Source organism: Pseudomonas sp. Q1, from assembly GCF_009935975.1.
GTDB lineage: Bacteria > Pseudomonadota > Gammaproteobacteria > Pseudomonadales > Pseudomonadaceae > Aquipseudomonas > Aquipseudomonas palleroniana.
The window spans coordinates 377,343-400,540 of the sequence record NZ_QODI01000002.1; the positions used below are offsets into that span (position 1 = coordinate 377,343).

General features: G+C 62.2%; 18 protein-coding genes. 7 read left to right on the plus strand and 11 right to left on the minus strand.

Annotated elements, in window-relative coordinates; all coding sequences use genetic code 11:
• Nucleotides 1-2 precede the first annotated feature (2 nt).
• The 8 genes from DK870_RS04710 to DK870_RS04745 form a co-directional block, all read right to left on the minus strand.
• Nucleotides 3-1,316 (minus strand): chloride channel protein, encoded by a 1,314-nt coding sequence (locus DK870_RS04710; RefSeq protein ID WP_161548102.1) that lies wholly within the window; start codon nt 1,314-1,316, stop codon nt 3-5.
• A gap of 125 nt (nt 1,317-1,441) precedes the next feature.
• Nucleotides 1,442-3,052, minus strand: a complete 1,611-nt coding sequence (locus DK870_RS04715) for a gamma-glutamyltransferase family protein (RefSeq protein ID WP_161548103.1) — start codon at nt 3,050-3,052, stop codon at nt 1,442-1,444.
• 58 nt (nt 3,053-3,110) lie between these two features.
• Complete coding sequence (locus DK870_RS04720; protein WP_161548104.1) at nt 3,111-3,890, minus strand: amino acid ABC transporter ATP-binding protein; 780 nt, start codon at nt 3,888-3,890, stop codon at nt 3,111-3,113.
• A 2-nt stretch (nt 3,891-3,892) separates the two neighbouring features.
• Entirely contained in the window at nt 3,893-4,669 is a 777-nt protein-coding gene (locus tag DK870_RS04725) for an amino acid ABC transporter permease (protein ID WP_161548105.1), read from the minus strand.
• 12 nt (nt 4,670-4,681) lie between these two features.
• The gene (locus DK870_RS04730; protein ID WP_161548106.1) at nt 4,682-5,488 is read right to left on the minus strand and encodes an ABC transporter substrate-binding protein; all 807 of its coding nucleotides are present in this window, start codon (nt 5,486-5,488) and stop codon (nt 4,682-4,684) included.
• Between the two features lie 66 nt (nt 5,489-5,554).
• Complete coding sequence (locus DK870_RS04735; protein WP_161548107.1) at nt 5,555-6,223, minus strand: GntR family transcriptional regulator; 669 nt, start codon at nt 6,221-6,223, stop codon at nt 5,555-5,557.
• Nucleotides 6,224-6,513: 290 nt separating this feature from the next.
• Entirely contained in the window at nt 6,514-8,649 is a 2,136-nt protein-coding gene (locus tag DK870_RS04740; RefSeq protein WP_161548108.1) for a TonB-dependent siderophore receptor, read from the minus strand.
• A gap of 163 nt (nt 8,650-8,812) precedes the next feature.
• The gene (locus DK870_RS04745; RefSeq protein ID WP_060753067.1) at nt 8,813-9,406 is read right to left on the minus strand and encodes a TetR family transcriptional regulator; all 594 of its coding nucleotides are present in this window, start codon (nt 9,404-9,406) and stop codon (nt 8,813-8,815) included.
• A gap of 135 nt (nt 9,407-9,541) precedes the next feature.
• Between DK870_RS04745 and DK870_RS04750 the strand changes: the two genes are divergently transcribed.
• Nucleotides 9,542-10,324, plus strand: coding sequence for an SDR family oxidoreductase (locus DK870_RS04750; RefSeq protein ID WP_161548109.1), 783 nt, complete (start codon nt 9,542-9,544; stop codon nt 10,322-10,324).
• 95 nt (nt 10,325-10,419) lie between these two features.
• A complete protein-coding gene (locus DK870_RS04755) occupies nt 10,420-11,418 on the plus strand; it encodes an NADP-dependent oxidoreductase (RefSeq protein ID WP_161548110.1) in 999 nt (332 codons plus the stop codon).
• Here DK870_RS04755 and DK870_RS04760 read toward each other — a convergent pair whose 3' ends face one another.
• Nucleotides 11,419-12,738 carry an LLM class flavin-dependent oxidoreductase gene (locus tag DK870_RS04760; RefSeq protein ID WP_161548111.1) on the minus strand — a complete coding sequence of 440 codons (1,320 nt, stop codon included), beginning with the start codon at nt 12,736-12,738 and terminating at the stop codon, nt 11,419-11,421.
• A 23-nt stretch (nt 12,739-12,761) separates the two neighbouring features.
• Complete coding sequence (locus DK870_RS04765) at nt 12,762-13,718, minus strand: ABC transporter substrate-binding protein (protein WP_161548112.1); 957 nt, start codon at nt 13,716-13,718, stop codon at nt 12,762-12,764.
• Between the two features lie 280 nt (nt 13,719-13,998).
• Between DK870_RS04765 and DK870_RS04770 the strand changes: the two genes are divergently transcribed.
• From DK870_RS04770 to DK870_RS04790, 5 genes are all read left to right on the plus strand, one after another.
• Nucleotides 13,999-15,594, plus strand: coding sequence for an efflux transporter outer membrane subunit (locus DK870_RS04770; RefSeq protein ID WP_161548113.1), 1,596 nt, complete (start codon nt 13,999-14,001; stop codon nt 15,592-15,594).
• A gap of 16 nt (nt 15,595-15,610) precedes the next feature.
• Nucleotides 15,611-16,798, plus strand: a complete 1,188-nt coding sequence (locus DK870_RS04775) for an efflux RND transporter periplasmic adaptor subunit (RefSeq protein ID WP_161548114.1) — start codon at nt 15,611-15,613, stop codon at nt 16,796-16,798.
• Nucleotides 16,799-16,807: 9 nt separating this feature from the next.
• The gene (locus DK870_RS04780) at nt 16,808-19,876 is read left to right on the plus strand and encodes an efflux RND transporter permease subunit (RefSeq protein ID WP_161548115.1); all 3,069 of its coding nucleotides are present in this window, start codon (nt 16,808-16,810) and stop codon (nt 19,874-19,876) included.
• Nucleotides 19,877-20,017: 141 nt separating this feature from the next.
• Nucleotides 20,018-20,887, plus strand: a complete 870-nt coding sequence (locus tag DK870_RS04785) for an oxaloacetate decarboxylase (protein ID WP_060753074.1) — start codon at nt 20,018-20,020, stop codon at nt 20,885-20,887.
• Nucleotides 20,888-21,242: 355 nt separating this feature from the next.
• Nucleotides 21,243-22,565, plus strand: coding sequence for an OprD family porin (locus DK870_RS04790; protein ID WP_060753075.1), 1,323 nt, complete (start codon nt 21,243-21,245; stop codon nt 22,563-22,565).
• A 46-nt stretch (nt 22,566-22,611) separates the two neighbouring features.
• On the opposite strand, the gene DK870_RS29945 is transcribed toward DK870_RS04790, so the two are convergent.
• The gene (locus DK870_RS29945; RefSeq protein ID WP_372241661.1) at nt 22,612-23,196 is read right to left on the minus strand and encodes a methyl-accepting chemotaxis protein; all 585 of its coding nucleotides are present in this window, start codon (nt 23,194-23,196) and stop codon (nt 22,612-22,614) included.
• Nucleotides 23,197-23,198 lie beyond the last annotated feature (2 nt).

Sequence of the window (23,198 nt, forward strand, 5' to 3'; positions counted from 1 at the left end):
CGCTAAGGTTTGGTGGCTGTCGCAGCAACGGGAACCTGCAGAAAACCTCGCGCCAATTGCTGATACAACTCCGGCCCCATCCTGGCGCTGACCGCCTTGGCGATCAACGCCACACCCATGAGACTGATGACCATGCCATGGCTGTCGATCATCTCCATGACGATGATTGCGGCAGTGATCGGCGACTGCGTTACCGCCGCCAGGAAACCCGCCATGCACAGCGCAATCATGGGTTGGGCCGCCACGTTGAAAAACTCGGCGGCATTGGCGCCCACCGCCGCGCCGACTGCAAGGGACGGCGCGAAAATGCCGCCAGGGATACCGGAAAAATAGGTCACGACGGTGGCGAGAAAACGCGTGATGGGCGCATGCCAGGGCAGGCCGATATCCGACACGATGATCTGTGACGTAATGCCGTAACCGCTGCCAAACGACAGGCCACCGCTGAGCGCGCCGAGAACGGCCACGATCAACCCGCAACCACCGGCAAACCAGACCGGGTGAGCGCGGCGCCATTCCCAGAGGGCAAACCGCTGATGCCGTTGTGGCCACAGCAGCATACGGCTGAACAACCCTCCCAGCAGACCGCAACCGATACCGGCGGCCACCGCAGGCGCGATGATCGTGAGGCTGACATCCTGTACGTCCAGGTGGCCGAAGTAGTTGTAGTTGCCCTGTATAGCGATCGCGACCATGCCTGACAGGATGATCGTGCTGAGCAACACACCACTGGTGCGCGTTTCCAGCTTGCGCCCCAACTCTTCCACCGCAAACGCCACCCCGGCCAACGGCGTGTTGAATGCTGCGGCAATGCCGGCGGCGCCGCCGGCCAGGATCAGGTCTTCGGGACGAATCACCCGCGCATTGGGCAGGTAACGATGAAAGAAGTGCATGATTGAGGCGGCCACTTGCACCGAAGGGCCTTCGCGCCCCGCCGAAAAGCCCCCGGTCAGTGCCAGTGTGCCCAGGCCTATCTTGGCGAACGCAATACGCAACGAGACCAACCGGCTGACGGGCTTGCCCTGATGCGCCAGCCGCGTGGCGGCGATCACCTGGGGAATTCCGCTGCCCTGGGCTCCGGCAAAAAACCGCGTGGTCAGCCACACCACCAGCATGCCCACCAGTGGCGTGTAGATAAACGGCAACCAGGGTCGCCCGGCCGTCTGTTGAGCAAATTGCATCAGCGCCAGGTCGGCCAGGCGGGCGAACATCACGACCAGCAGCCCGGCACAGGTGGCGGCAACCCAGAGGGTCACGCGAGTACGCCAGCGGACAGACGCAAAGCGACGGCGTAACAACAATAGCGGTTTGATCACCCGAGCAGATTCCCGTTTCAAGTTCGATGGCAGGCAACGCCCACGCAGTCTCGCATGATCTCGACCCTACCGCAGCCCTGCCGCATGCCCCGCGCAGGGCATTCAACGAACAGGGCGGGCGTTGCTCACCACACCGCGATATGTGAATCCGCCCTCGGTTCTGTTCCTCCGCACAGCACGCCCGTGACCGGGTCGCGCAGGATGATTTGCCCGCGCCCGTAATCGGTCAGGTCGCAGGCGATCTGTACTTCGTGGCCGCGACGTATCAGCGCGTTGGCCAAATCGCGGGAGGCGCCCTGCTCTATGCCGACTTTCATGCCGCCCAGCCATTGCCAGCGTGGCGCATCCAGCGCGGCTTGCGGGTTGAGGCCGAAATCGACGAGGTTCATCACCATCTGTACATGGCCTTGGGGCTGCATGTAGCCGCCCATTACGCCGAACGGTCCGAGGGCCTGGCCATCCTGGGTGAGAAAGCCGGGAATGATGGTGTGGAAGGTTTTCTTGCCGGGCGCCAGGCAGTTGGCATGGTCTGGATCGAGGCTGAACTCCTGCCCGCGATTTTGCAGGGCGATGCCGCTGTCGGGCAGCACCACGCCGGAGCCGAAGCCGTGGTAGTTGCTCTGGATGAACGAGACCATATTGCCTTCGGCGTCCGCCGTGGCCAGGTACACCGTGCCGCTGGCGTGAGGGTCACCGGGCTTGGGTAATTGCGCTTGTTCGCCGATCTGGTCGCGACGGCGGGTGCTGTAGGCGTCGCTCAGCAGGTCAGCCACCGCCACGCGCATATGCAAGGGGTCGGTGATGTGGTGCAAGCCGTCGCTGTAGGCCGCCTTCATCGCCTCAAGCTGACGATGCCAGGTCTGTTGGCTGTCACGGTGATCGAAGTTGAAGCCTTCGAGGATCTTCAGGGCCATCAACGCCACCAGCCCTTGGCCGCTCGGGGGGATTTCCCAGACATCCACGCCGCGATAATTGATATGGATCGGCTCTACCCACTGCGCCCGGTAATCCTTGAGGTCGCCGCCACGCAGGTAGCCGCCGCCGGCACGCGAATGAGCGTCCAGTCGGTCGGCCAGCGCGCCGCGATACAGGCTTTCGCAACGGGTCGCGGCGAGTTCTTCCAAGGTCCGTGCCTGGGCCGGGTTGCGGTACAGCTGCCCGGCCAGCGGGGCGCGGCCGTCGATCAGGAAGGTATCGAACCAGGCATCCAGCGCGGCGTTACGATGGGGGGTGAATTCGTTCAAGGCGAGTTGCCACTGATGAGCGACTACCGGCGAGACGGGAAAGCCGTCCCGCGCCAGGCTGATGGCCGGCTGCAGCAGATCGGCGAAGGGCAACTTGCCGAAGCGTTGCGACAGCTCCGCCCAGGCCGACGGACAGCCAGGCACGGTGACTGGCGTCCAGCCGTACAGCGGCATCTGCTCATGGCCCGCAGCCTTGACCGCCTCAATGCTCAGGGCCGCCGGCGCGTGACCGTTGCCATTCAGGCCGTGCAACCGGCCCTTGCACCACACCAGCGCAAACGCATCGCCGCCCAGGCCGCAGCCGGTAGGTTCTACCACGATCAGGGCCGCCGCCGTAGCGATGGCGGCGTCGATGGCGTTGCCGCCCTTTTGCAGAATCTCGATCCCCGCCTGGGCCGCCAGGGGTTGTGACGCCGCGACCATGCCGCGACGGGCAAAGACGCTCTGGCGTTGTGACGGATAGGGGTACTCGTGAGCAGAAAATTTCAACATGGCAAAGGCTCTTGGGTTCAGGCTTTTGGACACAGGCGACAGGGGTTCCTCGCCAGGCTCACAACACACGACTGAGAAAGGCTCGGGTACGGGGGTGGCTGGGGCGCCTGAAAATCTGTTCCGGTGGCCCTTGTTCGATGATTTCGCCCTGGTCGAGCACCACCACCCGATCGGCCACTTCACGGGCAAAGCCCATTTCATGGGTGACCACCACCATGGTCATCCCCTCCTCGGCCAGCTCTTTCATGACCTCCAGCACTTCGCCGACGGTTTCCGGGTCAAGCGCGCTGGTGGGTTCGTCGAACAACATGGCTTGGGGCTTCATGGCCAGGGCGCGGGCAATCGCGACCCGTTGCTGCTGGCCGCCGGAAAGCATTGAGGGGTAATGGCCGGCCTTGTCCGCCAGGCCGACCCTGGCCAGCAAATCCCGCGCCTGACCCAGCGCCTCGGCACGCGAAATGCCAAGCACCTGGATCGGCGCCTCGATGATGTTTTCCAGGGCGGTCATATGCGGGAACAGATTGAAGCGCTGGAACACCATGCCGATATCGCGACGCTGCCGGGCGATGTTGCGCTCCGAATCACGCACCAGGCTGCCGTCGCTGCGTTCGCGATAGCCCATGGCACGGCCGTTGACGCGGATGCGCCCGCCCTGGATATCTTCCAGCAGGTTGATGCAGCGGATAAAGGTGGTCTTGCCGGAGCCTGATGCACCGATCAGCACCACCACTTCGCCACGCCGCACTTGCAGGGAAACGCCCTTGAGAATCTGTAGCTCGCCGAAGGACTTGTGAATATCCAGCGCTTCGATGATCAGTTCTTCACTTTGGTGCGCCATGCTTAACGTCCCCTCAACAATTTCAAGGTGCTACGCCCGAACAGGCGGCTGGAGGCAGGCGGTGGTGCGCCAGGCCGGTCGGACTGGCCGAAACGGGCCTCCAGCCAACGCTGGAAAAACCCCCACAGGGTGGTGAGCATCAAGAAGTAGATCGCTACCACCAGGTACAGCTCGAACACGCGGAAGGTCGCCGAAGTGACCATCTGCGTACTGAGCAGCAACTCCTGCACCCCGATGACACTGACCAGCGTGGTGTTCTTGAGCATCACGTTGAACTCGTTGCCCAGCGGCGGCACGATCACCCGGAACGCCTGTGGCAGGATGATGCGCCGCATCAGCTTGGCGAAGCCCATGCCCAGGGAGCGTCCGGCCTCGTATTGGCCCTTGTCGACCGCGCCGATCCCCGCCCGGATGATCTCGGCCATATAGGCGCCTTCGTTGAGGCCCAGGGCAATGATCGCGGCCTGGATATTCCCCGGGATCACCAGGCCGAACAGTTCCACATCCTCAAACCGGAAAATCCCGCCTGCCGCCATGGCGGTGTACAAAAACACGATCTGCACCAGCAACGGCGTGCCACGCATCAACCACACATAAAAGCGCACCGGCAGATGCAGCAACGGGTTCTTCGACAGCCGCAGCAACGCCGCCGCCAGCCCCAGCAGGCAGCCCAGCAACATCGCCGAGACCGCGATCAGGCAGGTCAGCCAGAGCCCGGTCAGATACACGCCGCTGGGCTGCAACAGGTACTGCCAGAACACATCCCAATTGAAATTCATCGCGGGTTTGCCTCAGTCGAGTGTGTCGCTGCTCACATGCCACTTGTTCAGCAACTGCAGGTAGCTGCCATCGCTGCGCATGTCGCTGATCACCTGTTGCACCGCGGCGCTCAATTGCGGGTCATCCTTGCGAATGCCCAGGCCGGTGAGGATGCGGCTGAACGCCGGCACACCCTCCTGAAACAGGTCGGGGGCCATCGCTGCGTAGTAACCGGCGGTTTCCACGGTGGTGCCGTAGGCGTCAACCTGGTGGATGCGCAGGGCTTGGAAAGCATCGGTGTCGGTGTTGTAGACCACCAGTTTCATGGCGGGCTTGCCGGCTTTGGTCAGGCTGTCGTTCTGGCTATCCAGCAGGGTCTTGATGGTCGAGCCATTGAGCACCGCGACTTTGTGCCCGGACAGGTCATCCAGTGCCTTGATGCCCTTGGGGTTGCCCTTTGGCACCACCACCGACTGGCTGGAATACATGTAGTTGACGATATCGATCACCTGGCGCCGTTCGGGCTTGTCGAACAGTTGATCGACGATCATGTCGCACTGCTGGGCGAGCAGCGCCGGCACCAGCCCCGAGAACGGAATCACTCGCCACTGCACCGGCTTGTCGCCCAGGCGCTTGGCGATTTCCAGGCCCAGATCGACGGTCAGCCCGCGCGGTTTCTGGGCCTCGTCGAAAGACACCAGCGGGGGTGAATCCATCCCCGAGCAGTAAGTGAGCTTATCGGCTTTGAGCAGGCGCTCCGGTACCTGGGGCGCAGCAAAGGCCCACTGGCTAAAGAGACTGAGGGAGAAAGCCACCAGCAAGGCGCGGCGGTTATGCATGACCAGACACTCCAATAGGTTGAAGAACGGGGCAGGACACCAAGTCAAAACACGACAGCTTTTTTATTATTTTTCCGCTTGCAGGAATTGAATCAGCGCCGGCACCGTGCCTTCGATGTGTTCACGCACCACGGCTTCGGCGCGGGCGGCGTCACCGGCCCGAATCGCGTCGAGGATCACCGCATGCTCCTGGCGTGCGCTGAGCGGCTTTTCACCGTGCTGCAACCACAAGCGCATGGGCGCCTCGACCAGCGAGTACAACGCCGAAATCTGCTTCATCAAACGCGGTCGGCCGCTGAGGCTGCACAGGTATTCATGAAACGCACGATGGCGGCGAACCCAGGCGGCGCTCTCGTCGCGGTAGTCGTCCATCTCGTCCAGCAGGCGTTCCAGGGCCGCCAGCTGGCGTTCGCCGATACGGCCCACCGCCACGCGCACCGCCAGCCCTTCCAGGGCGCTGCGCATCTCGAACACCTCATGCAGCTCATCGATATCCAGGCCGCTGACCATCGCGCCACGGTTGGGTCGCAGGGTAACGAGGCCCTGGGCATCCAGGCGCCGGAACGCTTCGCGCACCGGCATGCGGCTCATGCCGACCTCACTGGCGATGTCTTCGGCAATCAGCCGGTCACCCTTGCGGTAGCGGCCGCTGCAAATGGCTTCCAGCAGGTAGTTGTAGGCCTCCTCCTCGGCAGTCAGGGGCTGACGGTCTACGTAAGCAGGGGCAAATTGCATCGGCGGCACCTTTTGATTTTTTGTATCCAATTATCCACGGATACATAAAAGCAGAATGCGTGCCATCTCGCGTGAAGGGAGGCAAGGGGTTGAATCGGCTGCATAAATCGGAAAGTAGCGGCGAGACCGCCGCGTACGACCAGCACGGTGTGCTACCAAACAGCACACCTATGCCCTATGAGTGAGCACGCTCCAGGCGCAGTCACAATCGAGCTTTTGCCCGGCGCGGCGGTCGCCGACCGGGCAAGGGCTGCGTGGAATGACGACTTTCTCGCCCTGTTCTGGCGGGGTTACAGGGTGTAGGAAATCCCCACCTGGACCGTACGTGGTTCGCCAGGGTAGGCATAGAAGTTCAGGAAAGAACCTTCTTCGTACTCACGATTGAACAGGTTCTTCACGTCAAGATTGAGCCTGACCTTTTCGTTGACCTTGTAGTAACTCAGCAGGTCAACGACCGTGTAGGACCCCATCGTGAAGGTGCTATTGGCAGTTTGCCCGGCGCGTTCGGCCACGTATTTACCACCGGCGCCCAGGCCCAACCCTTTAAGGGCGCCGTCCTGGAACTCATACACGTTAAGCAGGCTGAAACTGTTGCGCGGGATGTTCGCCAGGCGCGTACCGGTGCGAATGGTGGTGTCCTTGGTCACCGCAGCATCTACATAGGCATAGCCGCCGATCATCCGCCACTCGGGCGTCAGGTTGCCGGCCACGTTCAGATCGAAGCCGCGACTGCGCACCTGCCCCGTCGCCACGTTAAAGGCTGAGTCGACCGGGTCGACACCTTGAACGTTTTTCTTGTCGATCTGGTAGATCGCTGCGTCGACGCTCAACTGCCGGTCAAGCGCTTCCCACTTCACGCCCATTTCAAAGGACTTGCCCTGCTCCGGATCAAACCCGCCGCCTTGACGACTGGCACCCGTGTTGGGTTTGAACGAGCGCGCCGCATCCGCGTAGAGCGCGACGGTGTCGGTGAGGTCATACATCACACCGACACGTGGGGTGACCGCGTTGTCGGCCGCGTTCCAGCTTCTGACACCCGGTACGTAGGATTCGTATTCGTGCTCGAAGCGCTCAAAGCGCGCACCCGCGAGAACCTTCAAGCGCTCGGTCAGCGCCACTTGGTCCTGGACGAAAGCCGCGTAAGTCTTGAGGTTTTCTTTGTCGTGGGTTGGCGTGCGGGTCAGCGCAGGTCGTGGCTGGCCATAGACCGGGTTGAAGATATCAATCGGGAACGTGCCCGTTGCGGCGCTGGAACGCTGGATGATGGACTTGTAATCGTAATCTTCGTACTCAATGCCGGTCAGCAGTGTGTGGTCCAGGCCACCCAGGGAAAAGTGCCCGGTCAGGTTGAGCTGGTAGTCCTGGTCGGTCCAATCCAGCTTGCGGTAGTTGAAGTTGCGCTGCAGGGTGCGTCCGTCGGCATTCAGGCTCGTCGCATTGTTCGCCTCAACGCCATTGCCCTTCATCGTCCCGTCCAGCCACTGGAAGCCACCGGCCAGGGTCCAGTTGTCGTTGAGCAGATGTTCGAAACGCAACTGGGCCATGTTGTTGTCGTTGTGCAGGTTACCGGCGTACTTCTCACCCCAGAAGGTGTCTCGTGACGGTGTGCCACGCTGGTTGGCGAAACGGGTCAGGCCGCGATCCAGTGGGTGATTGTTACGCATGAAGTCGCCTTCGAAGGTCACCTTGGTGTCGTCCGTGGCCTGCCAGGTCAACACCGGCGCCACGCCATAGCGCTCGGTTGAGACATGGTCGCGGAAGGTGTCGCCGCCCTCACCCACCACGTTCAGCCGGTAGGCCAGGCGCCCTTGCTCATCCAGTGGGCCGGACGCATCGAGCGTGCCGCGCCGCATGCCCTGGTCATCCAATTGGCTGCCCAGCGTGACCGTACGCTCGGCCAGGGGTTGTTTGGAGACCACATTGAAGGTGCCGCCAGGGTCGCCACGCCCATAGAGCAGGCTGGCAGGCCCGCGCAGTACTTCAAGACGCTCGATGCTGTTGGCATCCGGCATGCTCGGGTAGCCCCGATTGATCGGAAAACCGTTGCGATAGAACTCGGCGGTGGTAAAGCCGCGCACCGTGAAGCTGGTCAGCCCCTGCCCGCCGAAGTTGTTGGCCCGGCCAACGCCACCCGCGTAGTCCAGGGCTTCCTGCAAGCGCGTCGCACCCAGGTCCTCGACCACCTCCTTGGGGACGACGCTGATGGACTGAGGCGTTTCGTGAATCGAGGTATCGGTACGCGTCGCGCTGGCCGAACGTGTGGCGCGGTAGCCCCTGACCGGACCTTGGGCCGTCTCACTGTCCATCTCGCCCGTGACCGTGGTCGCTTGCAATTCGAGGCTGGCGTTTTCAGAGGGTGCATCCTGCGCCCAGGCTAAAGGGGAAATTGCTTGAAGCACGCAGAGGGAAATCAGGGTACGACGCATGGATGCTGGACCTTGTGGATGAGCCGACGAGAAGGTGGACCTGCCAGGAATTCGCGGCGGATCTTATATCAACAGTTCTCGTTTAGCACTAATTCTCATTAACGAGTTTTTTGAGAATCCACTAGGTTTTCAGTCGCTTAAACACGCCAGGCGAAAAAGGCGCTCAAGCAGGCGCGCCGTCACTGGCCGCAACGTCTAACGAAGCCAACATCTGCGCACGGCACACCTCAAGGATCTCGTCAGCCAGCGCGGAATCGTCCGGGCAAGCACGCGACAAGACAATCGCGCCAACTGCTCGAGACAGCAGGTCGATCATGTTCTTCCTGCCCTCACCCGCCTCTGCATCCGGTCCCGTCGGGTATTTCTGCCCCAGCGTGTGCAGGAGCTGTTCGATGCCTTCGGCAAAGGTGGTTTTCAGCTCATCCGATTGACGCGCCGCGTCGCCCCCCAGCGCTGCCAGGGTGCAACCGCCGCCACGTCGGTCGCGGTGCTCTCGGGTCACATAGAGGTTGATGAAGCCAGCAACATCGAGCGACTCAGCCCCCACCAGCGATTTGGACAGGCTGCAGGCCGAGGCTTCTGCCATCAGGTCGGCCTTCGAGCCGAAGTGCTTGTAGAAACCGCCATGGGTGAATCCGGCCGCAGCCATCAGATCGGCGACGCCGACACCATCAAAACCGCGCTCGCGGAACAGTTCGGAAGCCGTTTCAACGATGTGCTCTCGATTGGCCTGCGCCTGCGCCTTGGTCACTCTCACCTGTCATTACCTCGTGTTCAGCGGGAAAACCTGCGCTCCATGATACATAGATGCCAGTCATAATCAAAACCGTTGACAGCTTAGATTTCGGTCATCATCATAAAAACACGCAAAAACCACCCAGAGAGATGAACCATGAGCAATCGCCCTACTGTTTTGATCACCGGCGCCTCTACCGGCATTGGCGCGGTTTACGCCGCACGCTTCGCGCAACGCGGCCACGACCTGGTGCTGGTCGCTCGAGACCAGGCGCGCCTGGACGCACTCGCTGCAAGGTTGCGCGACGAACACAAGGTCAGCATCGAGATCATTCCCGCCGACCTGACCCAACTCGACGATCTGACCCGCGTTGAAACCCGTCTGCGCGACGATGCCCGCATCGGCATCCTCGTCAATAACGCCGGCGCGGCGCTGTCCGGCCGCTTTATCGACCAGAGCACCGACAGCGTCGCGCAACTGGTCGCCCTCAACACCACCGCGCTGGTGCGGCTCGCCAGTGCCATTGCCCCGCGCCTGGCCAAGGCCGGCGACGGTGCGATCATCAATATCGGTTCGGTGGTCGGCCTGGCGCCGGAGTTCGGCATGTCGGTCTACGGTGCGACCAAGGCCTTTGTGCTATTCCTTTCCCAGGGCCTGAGCCTGGAGCTTTCGCCTCTGGGCGTGTACGTGCAGGCCGTACTGCCGGCCGCAACCCGCACGGAAATCTGGGATCGCTCCGGCATCGACATCAACACCCTGAACGAAATCATGGAAGTGGGCGATCTGGTGGATGCCGCACTGGTCGGCTTCGACCGTCGTGAGGCGGTGACGATTCCGCCGCTGCACGAAGCTGAACGCTGGGATGGCCTGCAGACCGCCCGTCAGGGCTTGCTTGGGCAAATCCGTCAGTCCGCGGTTGCCCAGCGCTACCTGCCCTGAGCGCGATCACTGAGTCACGATCATCCCAACAGGATTCGGTGCAGGCGCCCAAGGCCCTGCATCGACGCCTGCCCACCGACAAGAGCCGCGTCACGATGAAAGCCTTTTTGATTGATCGCTATGGCAACAACACCGGTCGCCTTGGCGAGGTGCCCTCCCCGGTAGTCGGGGCGCACGACGTGTTGATTGAAGTGCACGCCAGCAGCGTCAACGTGCTGGACGCGAAGATCCGCCAAGGCGACTTCAAATTGATCCTGCCGTACCCACTCCCGTTGATCCTGGGCAATGACCTGGCCGGGGTCGTGGTGGAAGTGGGCTCGCAAGTCAAACGCTTCAAACCGGGAGACGAGGTCTACGCCCGCGCACCTGAAACACGCATCGGGACATTCGCCGAACGCATCGCAGTGGACGAAAACGCGCTCGCCCGCAAGCCCGCCAACCTCGACATGGCACACGCCGCATCGATCCCCTTGGTGGCCCTGACCGCCTGGCAAGTGCTGATCGACACCGCACACCTGCAACCGGGCCAGAAAGTCCTGATCCACGCAGGTTCAGGCGGTGTCGGCACGCTCGCGATCCAGCTCGCCAAACACCTCGGCGCCTTTGTCGCTACCACCACCAGCACGGCCAATGTGGAATGGGTCAAGGCGTTGGGCGCCGACCGGGTGATCGACTACACACAGCAGGATTTTGAAAGTGTCCTGCATGACTATGACGTGGTGCTGAACAGCCTCGGCGCGGATGTATTGGAGAAGTCGCTCAAGGTGCTCAAGCCCGGTGGGCAGCTCATCTCCATCTCAGGACCACCCACGGTCCAATTCGCCCGCGAACAAGGGCTGTCCTGGCCACTGCAGCAAGTCATGCGTCTGCTGAGCCTGGGTATTCGGCGCAAGGCGCGCAAACAGGGCGTGCGCTACGCATTCGTGTTCATGCGGGCCGATGGCGCACAACTGCAGCAGCTCACCGAGCTGATCGAGGCCGCAATCATCAAGCCGGTGATTGACCGCACCTTCCCCTTGGAACACACGGCGCAGGCGTTGACGTACGTCGAGCAGGGGCGCGCCAGGGGCAAGGTGGTGATTACGCTCAAGTGATTACGTCAGCGATTTCGGAATCTTCAGCCCCAGGTTTTCGCGCAATGTCGTCCCCTCATACGCCGTGCGGTACACACCGCGTTCCTGCAACAGCGGTATGACTTCACGGGTAAAGCGCTCGAACTGCTCCGGATGCCCAATATAGATATTGAACCCATCCACCGCCCGCGCCTCGAACCACTCCGCCATTTTCTGCGCAACGGTTGCCGCCGTTCCCACAAAGGCCCCCGGGCGCAGTTGCCGACCGAATTCCACAGCCTGGCGCAACGTAAAACCTTTTTCGCGGGCCTGGTCGGCAATGCGTTTGGCGGCAGTGAAAAAGCTGCTGCGCGCAGCCTCCAGGCTCTCCTGCGGAAACGGCGCATCCAGGTCGTACTGGCTGAAATCATGCCAGCCGAAATTGCGCCCGAACTCCTTCAAGGCCAATTCAAAGCTGTGTTCGGCGTGATGGTAGTGTCGCTCGATTTCACGGGCCTGTTCATCGGTGTCGCCCACATAGATTTCTGCGCCGGGCATCACCCGCAGTTGTTCGGGATCGCGACCGTGCCGCGCGGCCCTGTCCTTGATATCCCGGTAAAAAGCCTGGCCCTGCTCGATGCTGGCCGCATGCGTAAAGATCACGTCCGCTGTGGCGGCGCCCAGCTCGCGGCCTTGCTGCGAGTCGCCGGCCTGGAAGATCACCGGCTGGCCTTGGGGTGAGCGCTGGATGTTCAACGGGCCGACCACCGAAAAATGCTCGCCCTGATGATTCAGGCTGTGCAGCTTGTTGGGGTCGAAAAACTGGCCGGTGGCGCGGTTGCGCACAAAGGCATCGTCCTCATAGGAGTTCCACAGGCCCTGCACTACTTGCACGTGTTCGGCTGCACGGCCGTAGCGGGTGTCGTAGTCATAATGTTCATCGCGGCTGTAGTTGCCGGCGGTACCGGCGTCGCCGCTGGTGACCACGTTCCAGCCGGCGCGGCCCTTGCTGATCAGGTCCAGCGAGGCCAGGCGGCGTGCGACGTTGTAAGGCGAGTTGTAAGAAGTCGTCAGGGTGCCGACCAGCCCGATATGGCGCGTGCTGACGGCCAGTGCCGATAACAGCGTCAACGGCTCCAGGCGATTGAGGTAATGGGATGGCGACCCCGGCGTGATGAACTGGCTGTCGACGATAAACATCAAGTCGAACAAGGCCGCCTCGGCCTGGCGCGCAATGTCGATGTACCAGTCGATGTTGACGCTGGCATCGGCCGGCAATTGCGGGTCAAGCCACAGGTTGTGGCGCCCCGGGCCGCCGCAACCCATCGTCAAGGCGCCAAGTTTGAGCTGTCTTTTGGTCATGTCCAAGGGGTTCCTTGCGGCGTTCAGGGCTGTGTTGTAACGACGGCGGGTTGCAGTGCCGCCGAGAACGAGTTGTCGAACAGACTGGCGGCCGGGTAAGACTTGACCAAGCCTTGGCTGGCGAAGAAGTCCACGGTCTTTTGCGCCTCCAGCGGCGATTGGGCTGTCACCGGCTCCACGGTGGTACGGGCGCGGGCAAACCAGGCGCGGGCGATATCCGCATCGGCCCGGGTGCGCTTGGCCCAGGCATCGGCATAAGCATCGGCGTTGGCCGGGCTTTGGCGGGTCCAGTCGCGGGCTTTCTTCAGGCGTTGGAGAAAGTCATTGATCGGCGCACGCTTGGCATCCACGGCCTTGGCATTGGCGGCAACGAAGCTCTGGGCCGGGATCAGGCCGTCAGCCGTTGCGAGCACGCGCGCACCTTGGCGTTCCTGTTGCGTGACATAGGGTTCCCAGGTGGCGATGACGTCCACCGAACCGCCTTCCAGGGCATGGGAAGCGTCCAGCGCGCTGAGGTAGCGCAACTCCAGTGAGTCTCGCGAGACCCCGGCTTTGTCGAGTGCGGTCAGCAGCAGTTGCTGGCTCCAGGAGCCCTTCCACACGGCCGCACGCTTACCCGCCAGATCCGCCAGGCTGTGGATCGACGAATCCTTTCTGACCAGAATCGCCACGCCGTCGAGATTTTGCCGGCTGATGGCGATGACTTTGATCGGCGCGCCCAACGCGCCCAGGAACAACACCGGGGCATCACCGAGCAAACCGATGTCCAGGCTGTTGGCATTGAGTGCTTCGGCGACCGGCGAGCCCGCGGTGAACTGTTTCCACTCCAGCTGATAAGGCAGGTCATCGAGCACGCCCGCCGCCTCCATCACGGCCTGAGCGTTGTAGCTCTGGTCGCCCACCACCAGCGTTTGCGCGTGCGCGCTCAGACACAGCAATGCGGCAACCATCCCGGCTACCCGTTTTGTCAGATCACGCACATTTGTCTCCAGCTACCTGTTCTTGGGGACGGACAAGATGGGGGACTGATCAGCGCGTGTAAAATACCGATAACGCATAACCTAATTCTATAATAATGCGAATAATGCATTTTCAACCCCGTAGAAACGCCCCCGGGAATACGCCGACATTGCGTAGCGCCGTGCACCACCTACACTGATTTGAGTCCAGCGCCCAGGGTCATTTCTGTAGATCGCCCGCAGATACCTGCACGCATTGCTCGACAAAAAAGCAGTTGCCCAACTGATTAATAGAGTCGATATGAAAGAGCATCCGCGGCGGCGTGAATCACCTCTCCTGGCTCAGCTTGGCCTGCTGTGCCTGGCCCTTGCCGGTTGCACGGTCGGGCCGGATTTCAGCCGCCCCGAGGTGCCCGCAGCGGCCGGCTACACAAAAGAACCGCTGACGACCACCGCCCAGGCCGATATCGACACCGGCGGCGCGGCGCAGCGCTTGATCGCGGGCATGGACATTCCGGGGCAATGGTGGACGCTGTTCCACTCAACGACATTAAATGCCCTGGTTGAAGAAGCCCTGCGTGCCAACCCGGATGTCAGCGCGGCGCAAGCGGCCTTGCGCCAGGCCAATGAGCAGGTTTACGCCGACCAGGCGTCGCTGTTTCCCGCCGTCAACGCCAATCTCCAGAAGACCCGGGAGAAAGTCTCGGGCGTCACGACGGGGGCCCCCTCATCGCCCATCCTTACGCTCAGCTCGGCGTCGCTGAGCGTGTCCTATGCCCCGGACGTGTTCGGCGGCACGCGCCGGCAGATCGAATCGACCACGGCCCAGGCCGAGTACCAACGCTTCCAACTGGAGGCGACCTACCTCACCCTGACCTCCAATGTAGTCAACACGGCGGTCAGCCTGGCGTCTTTGCGCGATCAAGTGGCGGCCACCGAGGCCATTATCCGACTGCAGAGCGATCAGCTCGACGTCCTGCAAGCCCAACGACAATTGGGCGCCATCAGCAATGCCGACGTGCTCACGCAGCAAACCGCGCTGGCCCAGACCCGCGCCACCCTGCCGCCCCTGCAAAAGCAGCTGGCGCAGACTCGCAACCAACTGATGACCTACCTCGGCCGGTTCCCCAATCAGGACCGCGACGAACGTTTCCAGCTGGCCTCCCTGCACTTGCCGACAGACCTGCCCGTCAGTCTGCCCTCGGCGATTGTCGGCCAGCGACCGGACGTGCGCTCGGCCCAGGCTCAATTGCACCAGGCCAGCGCCAACATTGGCGTGGCGGTCGCCAATCAGTTGCCGCAGTTCAGCATCACCGGTTCCGTGGGCTCCACGGTGGCGAGCGGCACCCGGCTGTTCTCGGCCGGCTCCGGCGTCTGGAGCCTGGCGGGCGGGATTGCCCAACCGATCTTCGATGCCGGCGCCCTGGAGCATCGCAAACGCGCCGCCGTGGCGGCCTACGATGAATCCGCGGCGCGTTATCGCGGCACCGTGTTGGTCGCGTTTCAGGACGTGGCCAATGCACTGCGCGCCCTCGAAGCCGACGCCGAGACCCTCGACCAGCAGGTTGCCGCTGAGCGCTCGGCGCAAGCCAACCTGGACCTGGTGCAGGCCCAATTCCGCCTGGGCGCGGTGGCCTACATCAACCTGCTCAGCGCCCAGCAGACCTACCAGAACACCGTGCTGGCGCGGGTCAGGGCGCAGGCTGCTCGCTACAGCGATACCACGGCCCTCTTCCAGGCGCTGGGAGGCGGCTGGTGGAACCGCACCGATGTCGACCCCGCCACCCGAGGCCAGCCGGACCGCTTCGGCCTGCCGTCATGGCGGGAGCTGATGCCGGCCGACAATGCGCACGCGACGCCCGCCACAGCGGCGGGCTGGACTGAACCGAATCATTGAACCCGTGAGACTCTCCATGGCCGACGTCCAGACTGCCTCTCCCCCGCCCTCCGAGCCCGGCGTACCGCGCAAGCGTCGACTGTGGCGGCCGATGTTGATCATGATCGCGGTGGTATTGCTGATTGTCGCGATCATCGCCGGGGTGAAATTCGTGCAGATTTCCGCGCTGATCGCCCAGTCAAAACTGCCGCTACCCGCCGCCGTGGTGACCGCGATGCCCGTGCCGTATGCCGACTGGCAACCCAGCGTGTCCGCCGTGGGTTCGATGAAGGCGGTGCGCGGCGTGGACGTGACCACCGAAGTCGGCGGCATCGTGCGCACCCTCGGTTTCACGCCCGGACAGCAGGTGGCGGCCCAGACGCTGCTGGTGCAGTTGAATGCCGACGCCGACGTCGCGCAGCTTCACTCCCTGGAGGCGACTGCCGACCTGGCGGGCATCGTGCTCAAGCGTAACAAGGCTCAATTGGCGGTCAATGCGGTGTCCCAGGCCCAGGTCGACACCGACACGGCAGACTTGAAGGCCAAACTTGCCGCCGCCGAACAACAACGCGCGCTGGTGGCGAAAAAGACCATTCGCGCACCGTTTGCCGGGCGTATCGGGATCACCGGCGTCAACCCCGGCCAATACCTCAACCCAGGCGACAAAATTGCCACGCTGCAGACCTTCGACCCCATCTATATCGACTTCAATGTCCCACAGAACCAGCTCGGGTCCCTTGCCATCGGCCAACAGGTCCTGGTGACCGCCGACGGCCTTTCCGAACAAACCTTCACGGGGCGGATCAGCACGGTCGACACCCAATTCGATCCGACCACGCGCAACGTCACCGTCGAAGCCACCGTCGAGAACCCCAGGCAAAGCCTGGTGCCCGGTATGTTTGCCCGCGCCGTGGTCAATTCCGGCGCTTCCCAACGCTACCTCACCGTTCCACAGACCTCGGTGACCTACAACCCCTACGGCACCACCGTGTTCATCGCCACCTCGGGTAAAAACGACAAGGGTGAGGAAGTGCTCAGCGCGCAACAAACCTTTATCAAGACCGGCCCGACCCGGGGCGACCAGGTGGCGATTGTGTCCGGAGTGAAAGAAGGCGATCTGTTGATCACCAGCGGCCAGATGAAACTCAAGAATGGCTCGCCGGTGAAGGTCGACAACCGCGCCGCGCCGTTGAACGACCCGGCTCCGACTCCCCAAGAACATTAAAGGTGTCCCATGAAACTGACCGATACCTTTATCCACCGACCGGTCTGGGCCGTAGTGGTCTCGCTGTTCATCCTGATCCTGGGGCTGCGCTCGATCTTCGAACTGCCGGTGAACCAATGGCCGCGCACCGAAAACACGGTGGTCACCATCACCACCGCCTACTACGGTGCGGACGCCTCCACCGTCGCAGGCTTTATCACCCAGCCCCTGGAAGCGGCTATTGCTCAAGCCCAAGGCATTGACTATCTGTCCTCAACCAGCATCACCGGCGTCTCGACCATCACCGCCACCCTGCGGCTGAACTACGACGCGAGCAAGGCCCTCACCGAGATCAATACCCAAGTCAATTCGGTGAAGAACCAACTGCCCGCCCAGGCCCAGGAACCGGTACTGACGGTGGCCGTCGGGCAGACCACCGACGCCATGTACCTGGGGTTCTACAGTGACACGCTGCCCACCAACAACATCACGGACTACCTGGTGCGGGTGGTCAAACCCAAGCTCGACTCGATCCAGGGCGTGCAAACCGCAGAGATTCTCGGCGGCCGCCAGTTCGCCCTGCGCGCCTGGCTCGACCCGGACAAACTGGCGGCACACAACGTCACCGCGCAGGACGTCTCCACCGCCCTGGCCAACAACAACTACTTGTCCGCCGTGGGCTCGACCCGTGGGCAGTCGGTGACGATCGACCTGACGGCCGGCACTGATTTGCACACGGTGGATGAGTTCAAGCGCCTGGTCATCAAGCACAAAGGCGATGCGCTGGTGTACCTGGAGGATGTGGCGACCGTCACCCTTGGCGCCGAAAGCTATGACAGCAGCGTGGCGTTCTCCGGCAAGCGCTCGGTGTTCATCGGCATCAAGGCGGCTCCCACGGCGAACATCCTGACGGTCGCCAGCAGCGTGCGCGAGGCGTTCCCCGAGCTGCAATCGCAATTGCCCAGCGGGGTGCGCGGCGAGATCGTGTATGACTCGACCGAGTTCATCAACACGTCGATTTACGAGGTGGTCAAGACCCTGGTCGAAGCCATGATCATCGTCTCGGTGGTCATCTACCTGTTCCTCGGCTCGTTCCGTGCGGTAATTGTGCCGCTGGTGGCGATTCCGCTGTCACTGGTGGGAACGTTCTTTGTCATGTACCTGTTGGGGTACTCCATCAACCTGCTGACGCTGCTCGCCCTGGTACTGGCGATAGGGCTGGTGGTGGACGACGCGATTATTGTGGTGGAAAACGTCGACCGGCATATCAAGGAGGAAGGTAAAGGCGTACTGGACGCCGCGCTGATCGCGGCGCGCGAACTGGGCGGCCCGATCATTGCGATGACCGTGGTGCTGGTGGCCGCCTACGTGCCGATCGGGCTGCGCAGCGGCCTCACGGGTGCCCTGTTCAAGGAGTTCTGTTTCTCGCTGGCAGGCGCCGTGACCGTGTCGGCCGTGGTGGCGTTGACACTCTCACCGATGATGACGTCGCGGCTGTTCAAGCCTGGGCAGGAAGAAGGCCGTTTCGCCCGGCGGCTCGACCAGTATTTCGACTGGTTGCGCAAACGCTATCACCGCGTGCTGGCCGGCGGACTGGACGTCTGGCCGGTGCTGGTGACCTTTGGTTTCGCCCTGTTCCTGCTGGTCGCGGCCAGCGGCATGACGGCCAAGAGCGAACTGTCGCCCACCGAAGACCAGGGGTTGGTGTTCATGCAGATCAAGGGCCCGCCGACGGCGTCACCGCAGCAGATGGAGCGCATTGCCGACCAGGCGTTCCAGATCGCCAACAAAGAACCCGAATACGCGCAGATGTTCCAACTGACCGGCCTGCCGGCACTCAACCAGGGCCTGGGCGGCGTGCTGCTCAAATCCTGGGGCGACCGCACCCGCTCCCAGGCCCAACTGATTCTGGACCTCCAGCAAAAATGGAATCAGGTGCCGGGGGCCAGCATCGCGGCCTTCCCGCTGCCCTCGCTGCCGGGGGCCCAAGGGTTGCCGGTGCAATTTGTGATCACCACCACCGACTCGGTGGAGAACCTCAACGAAGTCGCGCAGGCGGTCATGGCCGAGGCCCTGAAACAACAGCTGTTCTGGTTCGCCGATATGGATTTGAAGCTGGACAAACCCCAGGCACGCTTGGTGGTCGACCGGGAAAAAATTGCCGCATTGGGCATGACCCAGGCCGATGTGGGCGCCGCGTTGTCAGCCGCTCTGGGTGGCAATTACGTGAACTATTTCTCCACCGCCGGGCGCTCGTACAAAGTCATTCCCCAGGTGTTGCAGGTCAACCGCCTCAACCCCGAGCAGATCCTCGATTACTACATCCGCACACCTGCCGGCAACATGATACCGGCGCGTACGGTGGCGCATATCGAGACCTCGACCCAGCCGGAATCGATCAACCACTTCCAGCAACTCAACTCGGCGACGCTGGGCGGCGTCAGCGGTGTGGCCCAGGGCGAGTTGCTGGCGAAGCTGAACACGATCCTCAACCACGTTGCCCCTTCGGGCTATACCTCGGACTTCGCCGGCGAGTCGCGGCAGTTCATGCAGGAGTCTGGTGGGTTCGTCGGCCTGCTGCTGTTCTCGATCCTGATCGTCTACCTGGCGCTGGCCTTCCAGTTCGAGAGCTTTCGCGACCCCGTGGCGATCCTGTTCTCCGTGCCGCCCGCGTTGTTCGGCGCGTTGGCGTTTATCACCATGGGCTACGCGTCGATCAATGTGTACACCCAGGTGGGCCTGGTGACGCTGCTGGGGTTGATCACCAAGCACGGGATTCTGATCGTGCAGTTTGCCAACCAATTGCAACGCGCCGGCCACAGCAAGCGTGAGGCGATTGAAGAAGCGGCCGCCGTGCGCCTGCGCCCTATCCTGATGACCACGGCGGCGATGGTGCTGGGCGTGGTGCCGCTGGTGTGGGCGTCCGGGGCCGGTGCGGCTGGGCGCCATGACATGGGCTTGGTGATCTTCGCCGGCTTGTCGATCGGGACGCTGTTGACGCTGTTCATGGTACCGGCGATGTACCTGTTCATGGGAGCCACGCACGCTCACGAAACCGGGCAATCGCGGCTCGATTCAGAGCCGGCGCGAGCGCCCTGATCCGCCCCAAATAGGTGCACCATGTGCAGGGCGCCTACCCCATGCTCAAACGTCATAATCCCCGGCTCGCCTGCGTGGTAACCTCGCGCCACCATGAATAGACAGTGATCGTCACTGAAGACGACAGAGCCAGGAAAGAACATGCCAAAAATCTCTCACTCAGCGTTGCGCCGCAACTTCCGTGAATTGCTTGCCAAGAAAATGTGCGTTGAAACCGCCTCGGTGTTCGACCCCATGTCCGCGCGTATCGCGGCCGACCTGGGGTTCGAGGTCGGTATCCTGGGTGGCTCGGTCGCTTCGTTGCAGGTACTTGCAGCTCCCGATTTTGCGCTGATCACCCTGAGTGAGTTCGTTGAACAGGCCACCCGCATCGGGCGCGTGGCCCAGTTGCCCTTTATCGCCGACGCCGACCACGGTTATGGCAACGCCCTGAACGTGATGCGCACCGTCGAGGAGCTTGAGCGTGCCGGCGTGGCGGCGCTGACGATTGAGGACACCTTGCTGCCGGCGCAGTTCGGGCGTAAATCCACCGACCTGATTTCCATCGAAGAAGGCATCGGCAAGGTCAAGGCGGCGCTGGAGGCGCGTGTCGATCCAGAACTCTCGATCATCGCCCGCACCAACGCCGGTGTGTTGCCGACCGCCGACGTCATCGAGCGCACCAAGGCCTATGAAAAAGCCGGCGCCGATGGCATCTGCATGGTCGGCGTCAAAGACTTCGAGCACCTTGAGCAGATCGCGGCGAACCTCACGGTGCCGTTGATGCTGGTGACCTACGGCAATCCCCTGCTCCATGACAGCGAGCGCCTGGCCAGCCTGGGCGTACGCATCGTGGTGGCCGGGCATGGCGCCTACTTTGCCTCGATCAAGGCCACCTATGACAGCCTGCGCGCCCAGCGCAAGCTGACCCACAGCACCTCGAACCTGAGTGCCACCGAGTTGACGCATACCTACACGTTGCCGGAGAGCTACGTGGCCTGGGCTGAAGAATTCATGGATGTGAAAGAGTAATAGGCACCCGGTAGTTGGCACTGGAATATCCAGCCACTACTTCCAGTCGATATAAAAAAGCCGCCGCAGAACCTGCGGCGGCAAACCAAAGGGTAGTGTCGAAGCAGAGCGGCTAAGACCCTGACCACGCTACACCCCCAACCGATTAAATAATGTGAAGTTTAATTAATCGAGTTTAATCCCGTCCCCCGCTGCGCACCGCGAAAAATCCGTTAATAATCAGGACTCGACAAACACGTCGAGCACAATAAAAACGGCACTGCGCTCACCTGGAATCCCTGCCCATTAAACCTATGCGTCTTTCAATAAAGTGCGGTGTAACTGTGCGCGCTCATTATTTCGGGGAAATAAGAACATGATCAGAAAGTGCAGCCTGTTGACGCTGGCGATAGGCGTCGGCATCAGCCAACTCAGCTTTGCCGATTCGGTGACCGACCAGGCAGAGTCCAAGGGCTTTATAGAAGGCAGCAGCCTTACGGGGCTGCTGCGCAACTATTACTTTGACCGCGACCGCCAGAGCGGCAAGGCTGACAACCGCGACTGGACCCAAGGCGCGATGCTCAACTACGCCTCAGGCTTTACCCAGGGCACTATCGGTTTTGGCGTGGATGCCTATGCCTACGGCGCGATGAAGCTCGACGCCACGCACGCCGATGCGGGCACCGGCGAATTGCCGACCGACCGGCATGGCGACCCTGAAAATGGCTACGGTTCAGTGGGCGCAGACGTGAAGATCAAGGTCTCCAAGACCCAGTTGAAATTCGGTGACATGCAGCCCACCGCCCCGGTCTTCGCCACCGGCGGCACACGTATTTTGCCGCAGACCGCGACCGGGTTTGACCTGACCAGCAGCGAGATCGCCGGGCTGGACCTGGAGGCCGGGCACTTCACCAGCACCAACAGCGGCATGACCAGCAACCATGACCACGATATCTACGCCACTTACGCCAACGTGGCGGCCAACAGCGCAAGCTTCGTCGGTGGCAAGTACACCTTCACGCCGTCGTTGAGCGCCACGCTGTATGCCGGTGAACTGGAAGATATCTGGCGCCAGTACTACACCAACCTCAACTATGTGATCCCGTTGAGCCACGACCAGTCGCTGGCACTGGATGGCAACCTGTATCGCACCCTCGACACCGGCAGTGCCAAGGCCGGGGCGATCAACAACACGACGTACTCGGTCGCTGCGGCCTACTCGTTCCTGGCGGCGCATACCCTGACGTTGTCGTACCAGAAAGTACATGGCGACACGCCGTTCGACTACATCGGCACGGGCAACAACGGCGCGGGTGAAGGTGGCGATTCGGTGCTGCTGGCCAACTCGATCCAGTGGGGCGATTTCAACGGTCCGGGCGAGCAGTCCTGGGGCATCCGCTATGACCTGAACATGGCCAGTTTCGGCGTCCCCGGCCTGAGTTTCATGACCCGCTACGTCAACGGTTCGGACATCAATGGCACGCACACACCGGCCAACAGTGCCTATGCCGGCGACTACGGTGCCGAGGGAGACCACCACGAGACCGATGTGGAGGCCAAGTACGTGCTACAGAGCGGCCCGGCGAAAAACCTGTCGTTTCGCCTGCGTGACGCGATGGTGTCATCCAACGCCGATCAGGGCGATGGCAAGTTGAATGAACTGCGGGTGATCGTCGACTACCCGTTCACCCTGCTGTAACCAGGCCCTGCACCGGCCACCCCAGCGGGCGGCCGGTGCACGCACACTACCCTACCCAGCCGACGGCGGTTTTAGGGATCACCTCGGACTCGTCCAGTTTCGAGGCAAACATGCTCACCGCACGGACCGCGTCACCGGTACTGGTGCGTATCTGCAAAATCACCGAACCGGCCTGGTCGGCCAGGTTGACGCCACGCTGCGCGCCTTCCTGGGTCGCATTCATGCTGGACACCGCATCGCGGGTTTCCGAGAGGATCATGCCGATCATCTCGGCAATTTCCGCGGTGGAGCGGCTGGTGCGCCCGGCCAATTGCCTGACCTCGTCGGCCACCACGGCAAAGCCGCGCCCCTGATCGCCTGCGCGTGCCGCCTCGATGGCGGCGTTAAGCGCCAACAGGTTGGTCTGGTCGGCAATACCGCGGATGGTATTGACGATCGCGGTGATTTGCTCGGAACGATCGCCCAACTGCCCGACCAGCCGTGCCGAAGCGCCGATGTTATCGGCGATGCGGCGCATTTCAGCGGCAGTCTCTTGAATCACATCGGTGCCATGCTCGGCAAAACGCTCGGTCTCGGATGAAATATGGTAGGCCCGGGATGCCCCGCGAGAGTCTTCCTCGAACTTCTCCACGC

Coding starts and splice junctions, on each gene's coding strand:
- DK870_RS04755 (WP_161548110.1), top strand. CDS start 10,420: ATGAAAGCCTTTTTGATTGATCGCTATGGCAACAACACCGGTCGCCTT.
- DK870_RS04790 (WP_060753075.1), top strand. CDS start 21,243: ATGATCAGAAAGTGCAGCCTGTTGACGCTGGCGATAGGCGTCGGCATC.
- DK870_RS04730 (WP_161548106.1), bottom strand. CDS start 5,488: ATGCATAACCGCCGCGCCTTGCTGGTGGCTTTCTCCCTCAGTCTCTTT.
- DK870_RS04740 (WP_161548108.1), bottom strand. CDS start 8,649: ATGCGTCGTACCCTGATTTCCCTCTGCGTGCTTCAAGCAATTTCCCCT.
- DK870_RS04725 (WP_161548105.1), bottom strand. CDS start 4,669: ATGAATTTCAATTGGGATGTGTTCTGGCAGTACCTGTTGCAGCCCAGC.
- DK870_RS04760 (WP_161548111.1), bottom strand. CDS start 12,738: ATGACCAAAAGACAGCTCAAACTTGGCGCCTTGACGATGGGTTGCGGC.
- DK870_RS04785 (WP_060753074.1), top strand. CDS start 20,018: ATGCCAAAAATCTCTCACTCAGCGTTGCGCCGCAACTTCCGTGAATTG.
- DK870_RS04780 (WP_161548115.1), top strand. CDS start 16,808: ATGAAACTGACCGATACCTTTATCCACCGACCGGTCTGGGCCGTAGTG.
- DK870_RS04720 (WP_161548104.1), bottom strand. CDS start 3,890: ATGGCGCACCAAAGTGAAGAACTGATCATCGAAGCGCTGGATATTCAC.
- DK870_RS04775 (WP_161548114.1), top strand. CDS start 15,611: ATGGCCGACGTCCAGACTGCCTCTCCCCCGCCCTCCGAGCCCGGCGTA.
- DK870_RS04715 (WP_161548103.1), bottom strand. CDS start 3,052: ATGTTGAAATTTTCTGCTCACGAGTACCCCTATCCGTCACAACGCCAG.
- DK870_RS04750 (WP_161548109.1), top strand. CDS start 9,542: ATGAGCAATCGCCCTACTGTTTTGATCACCGGCGCCTCTACCGGCATT.
- DK870_RS04770 (WP_161548113.1), top strand. CDS start 13,999: ATGAAAGAGCATCCGCGGCGGCGTGAATCACCTCTCCTGGCTCAGCTT.
- DK870_RS04735 (WP_161548107.1), bottom strand. CDS start 6,223: ATGCAATTTGCCCCTGCTTACGTAGACCGTCAGCCCCTGACTGCCGAG.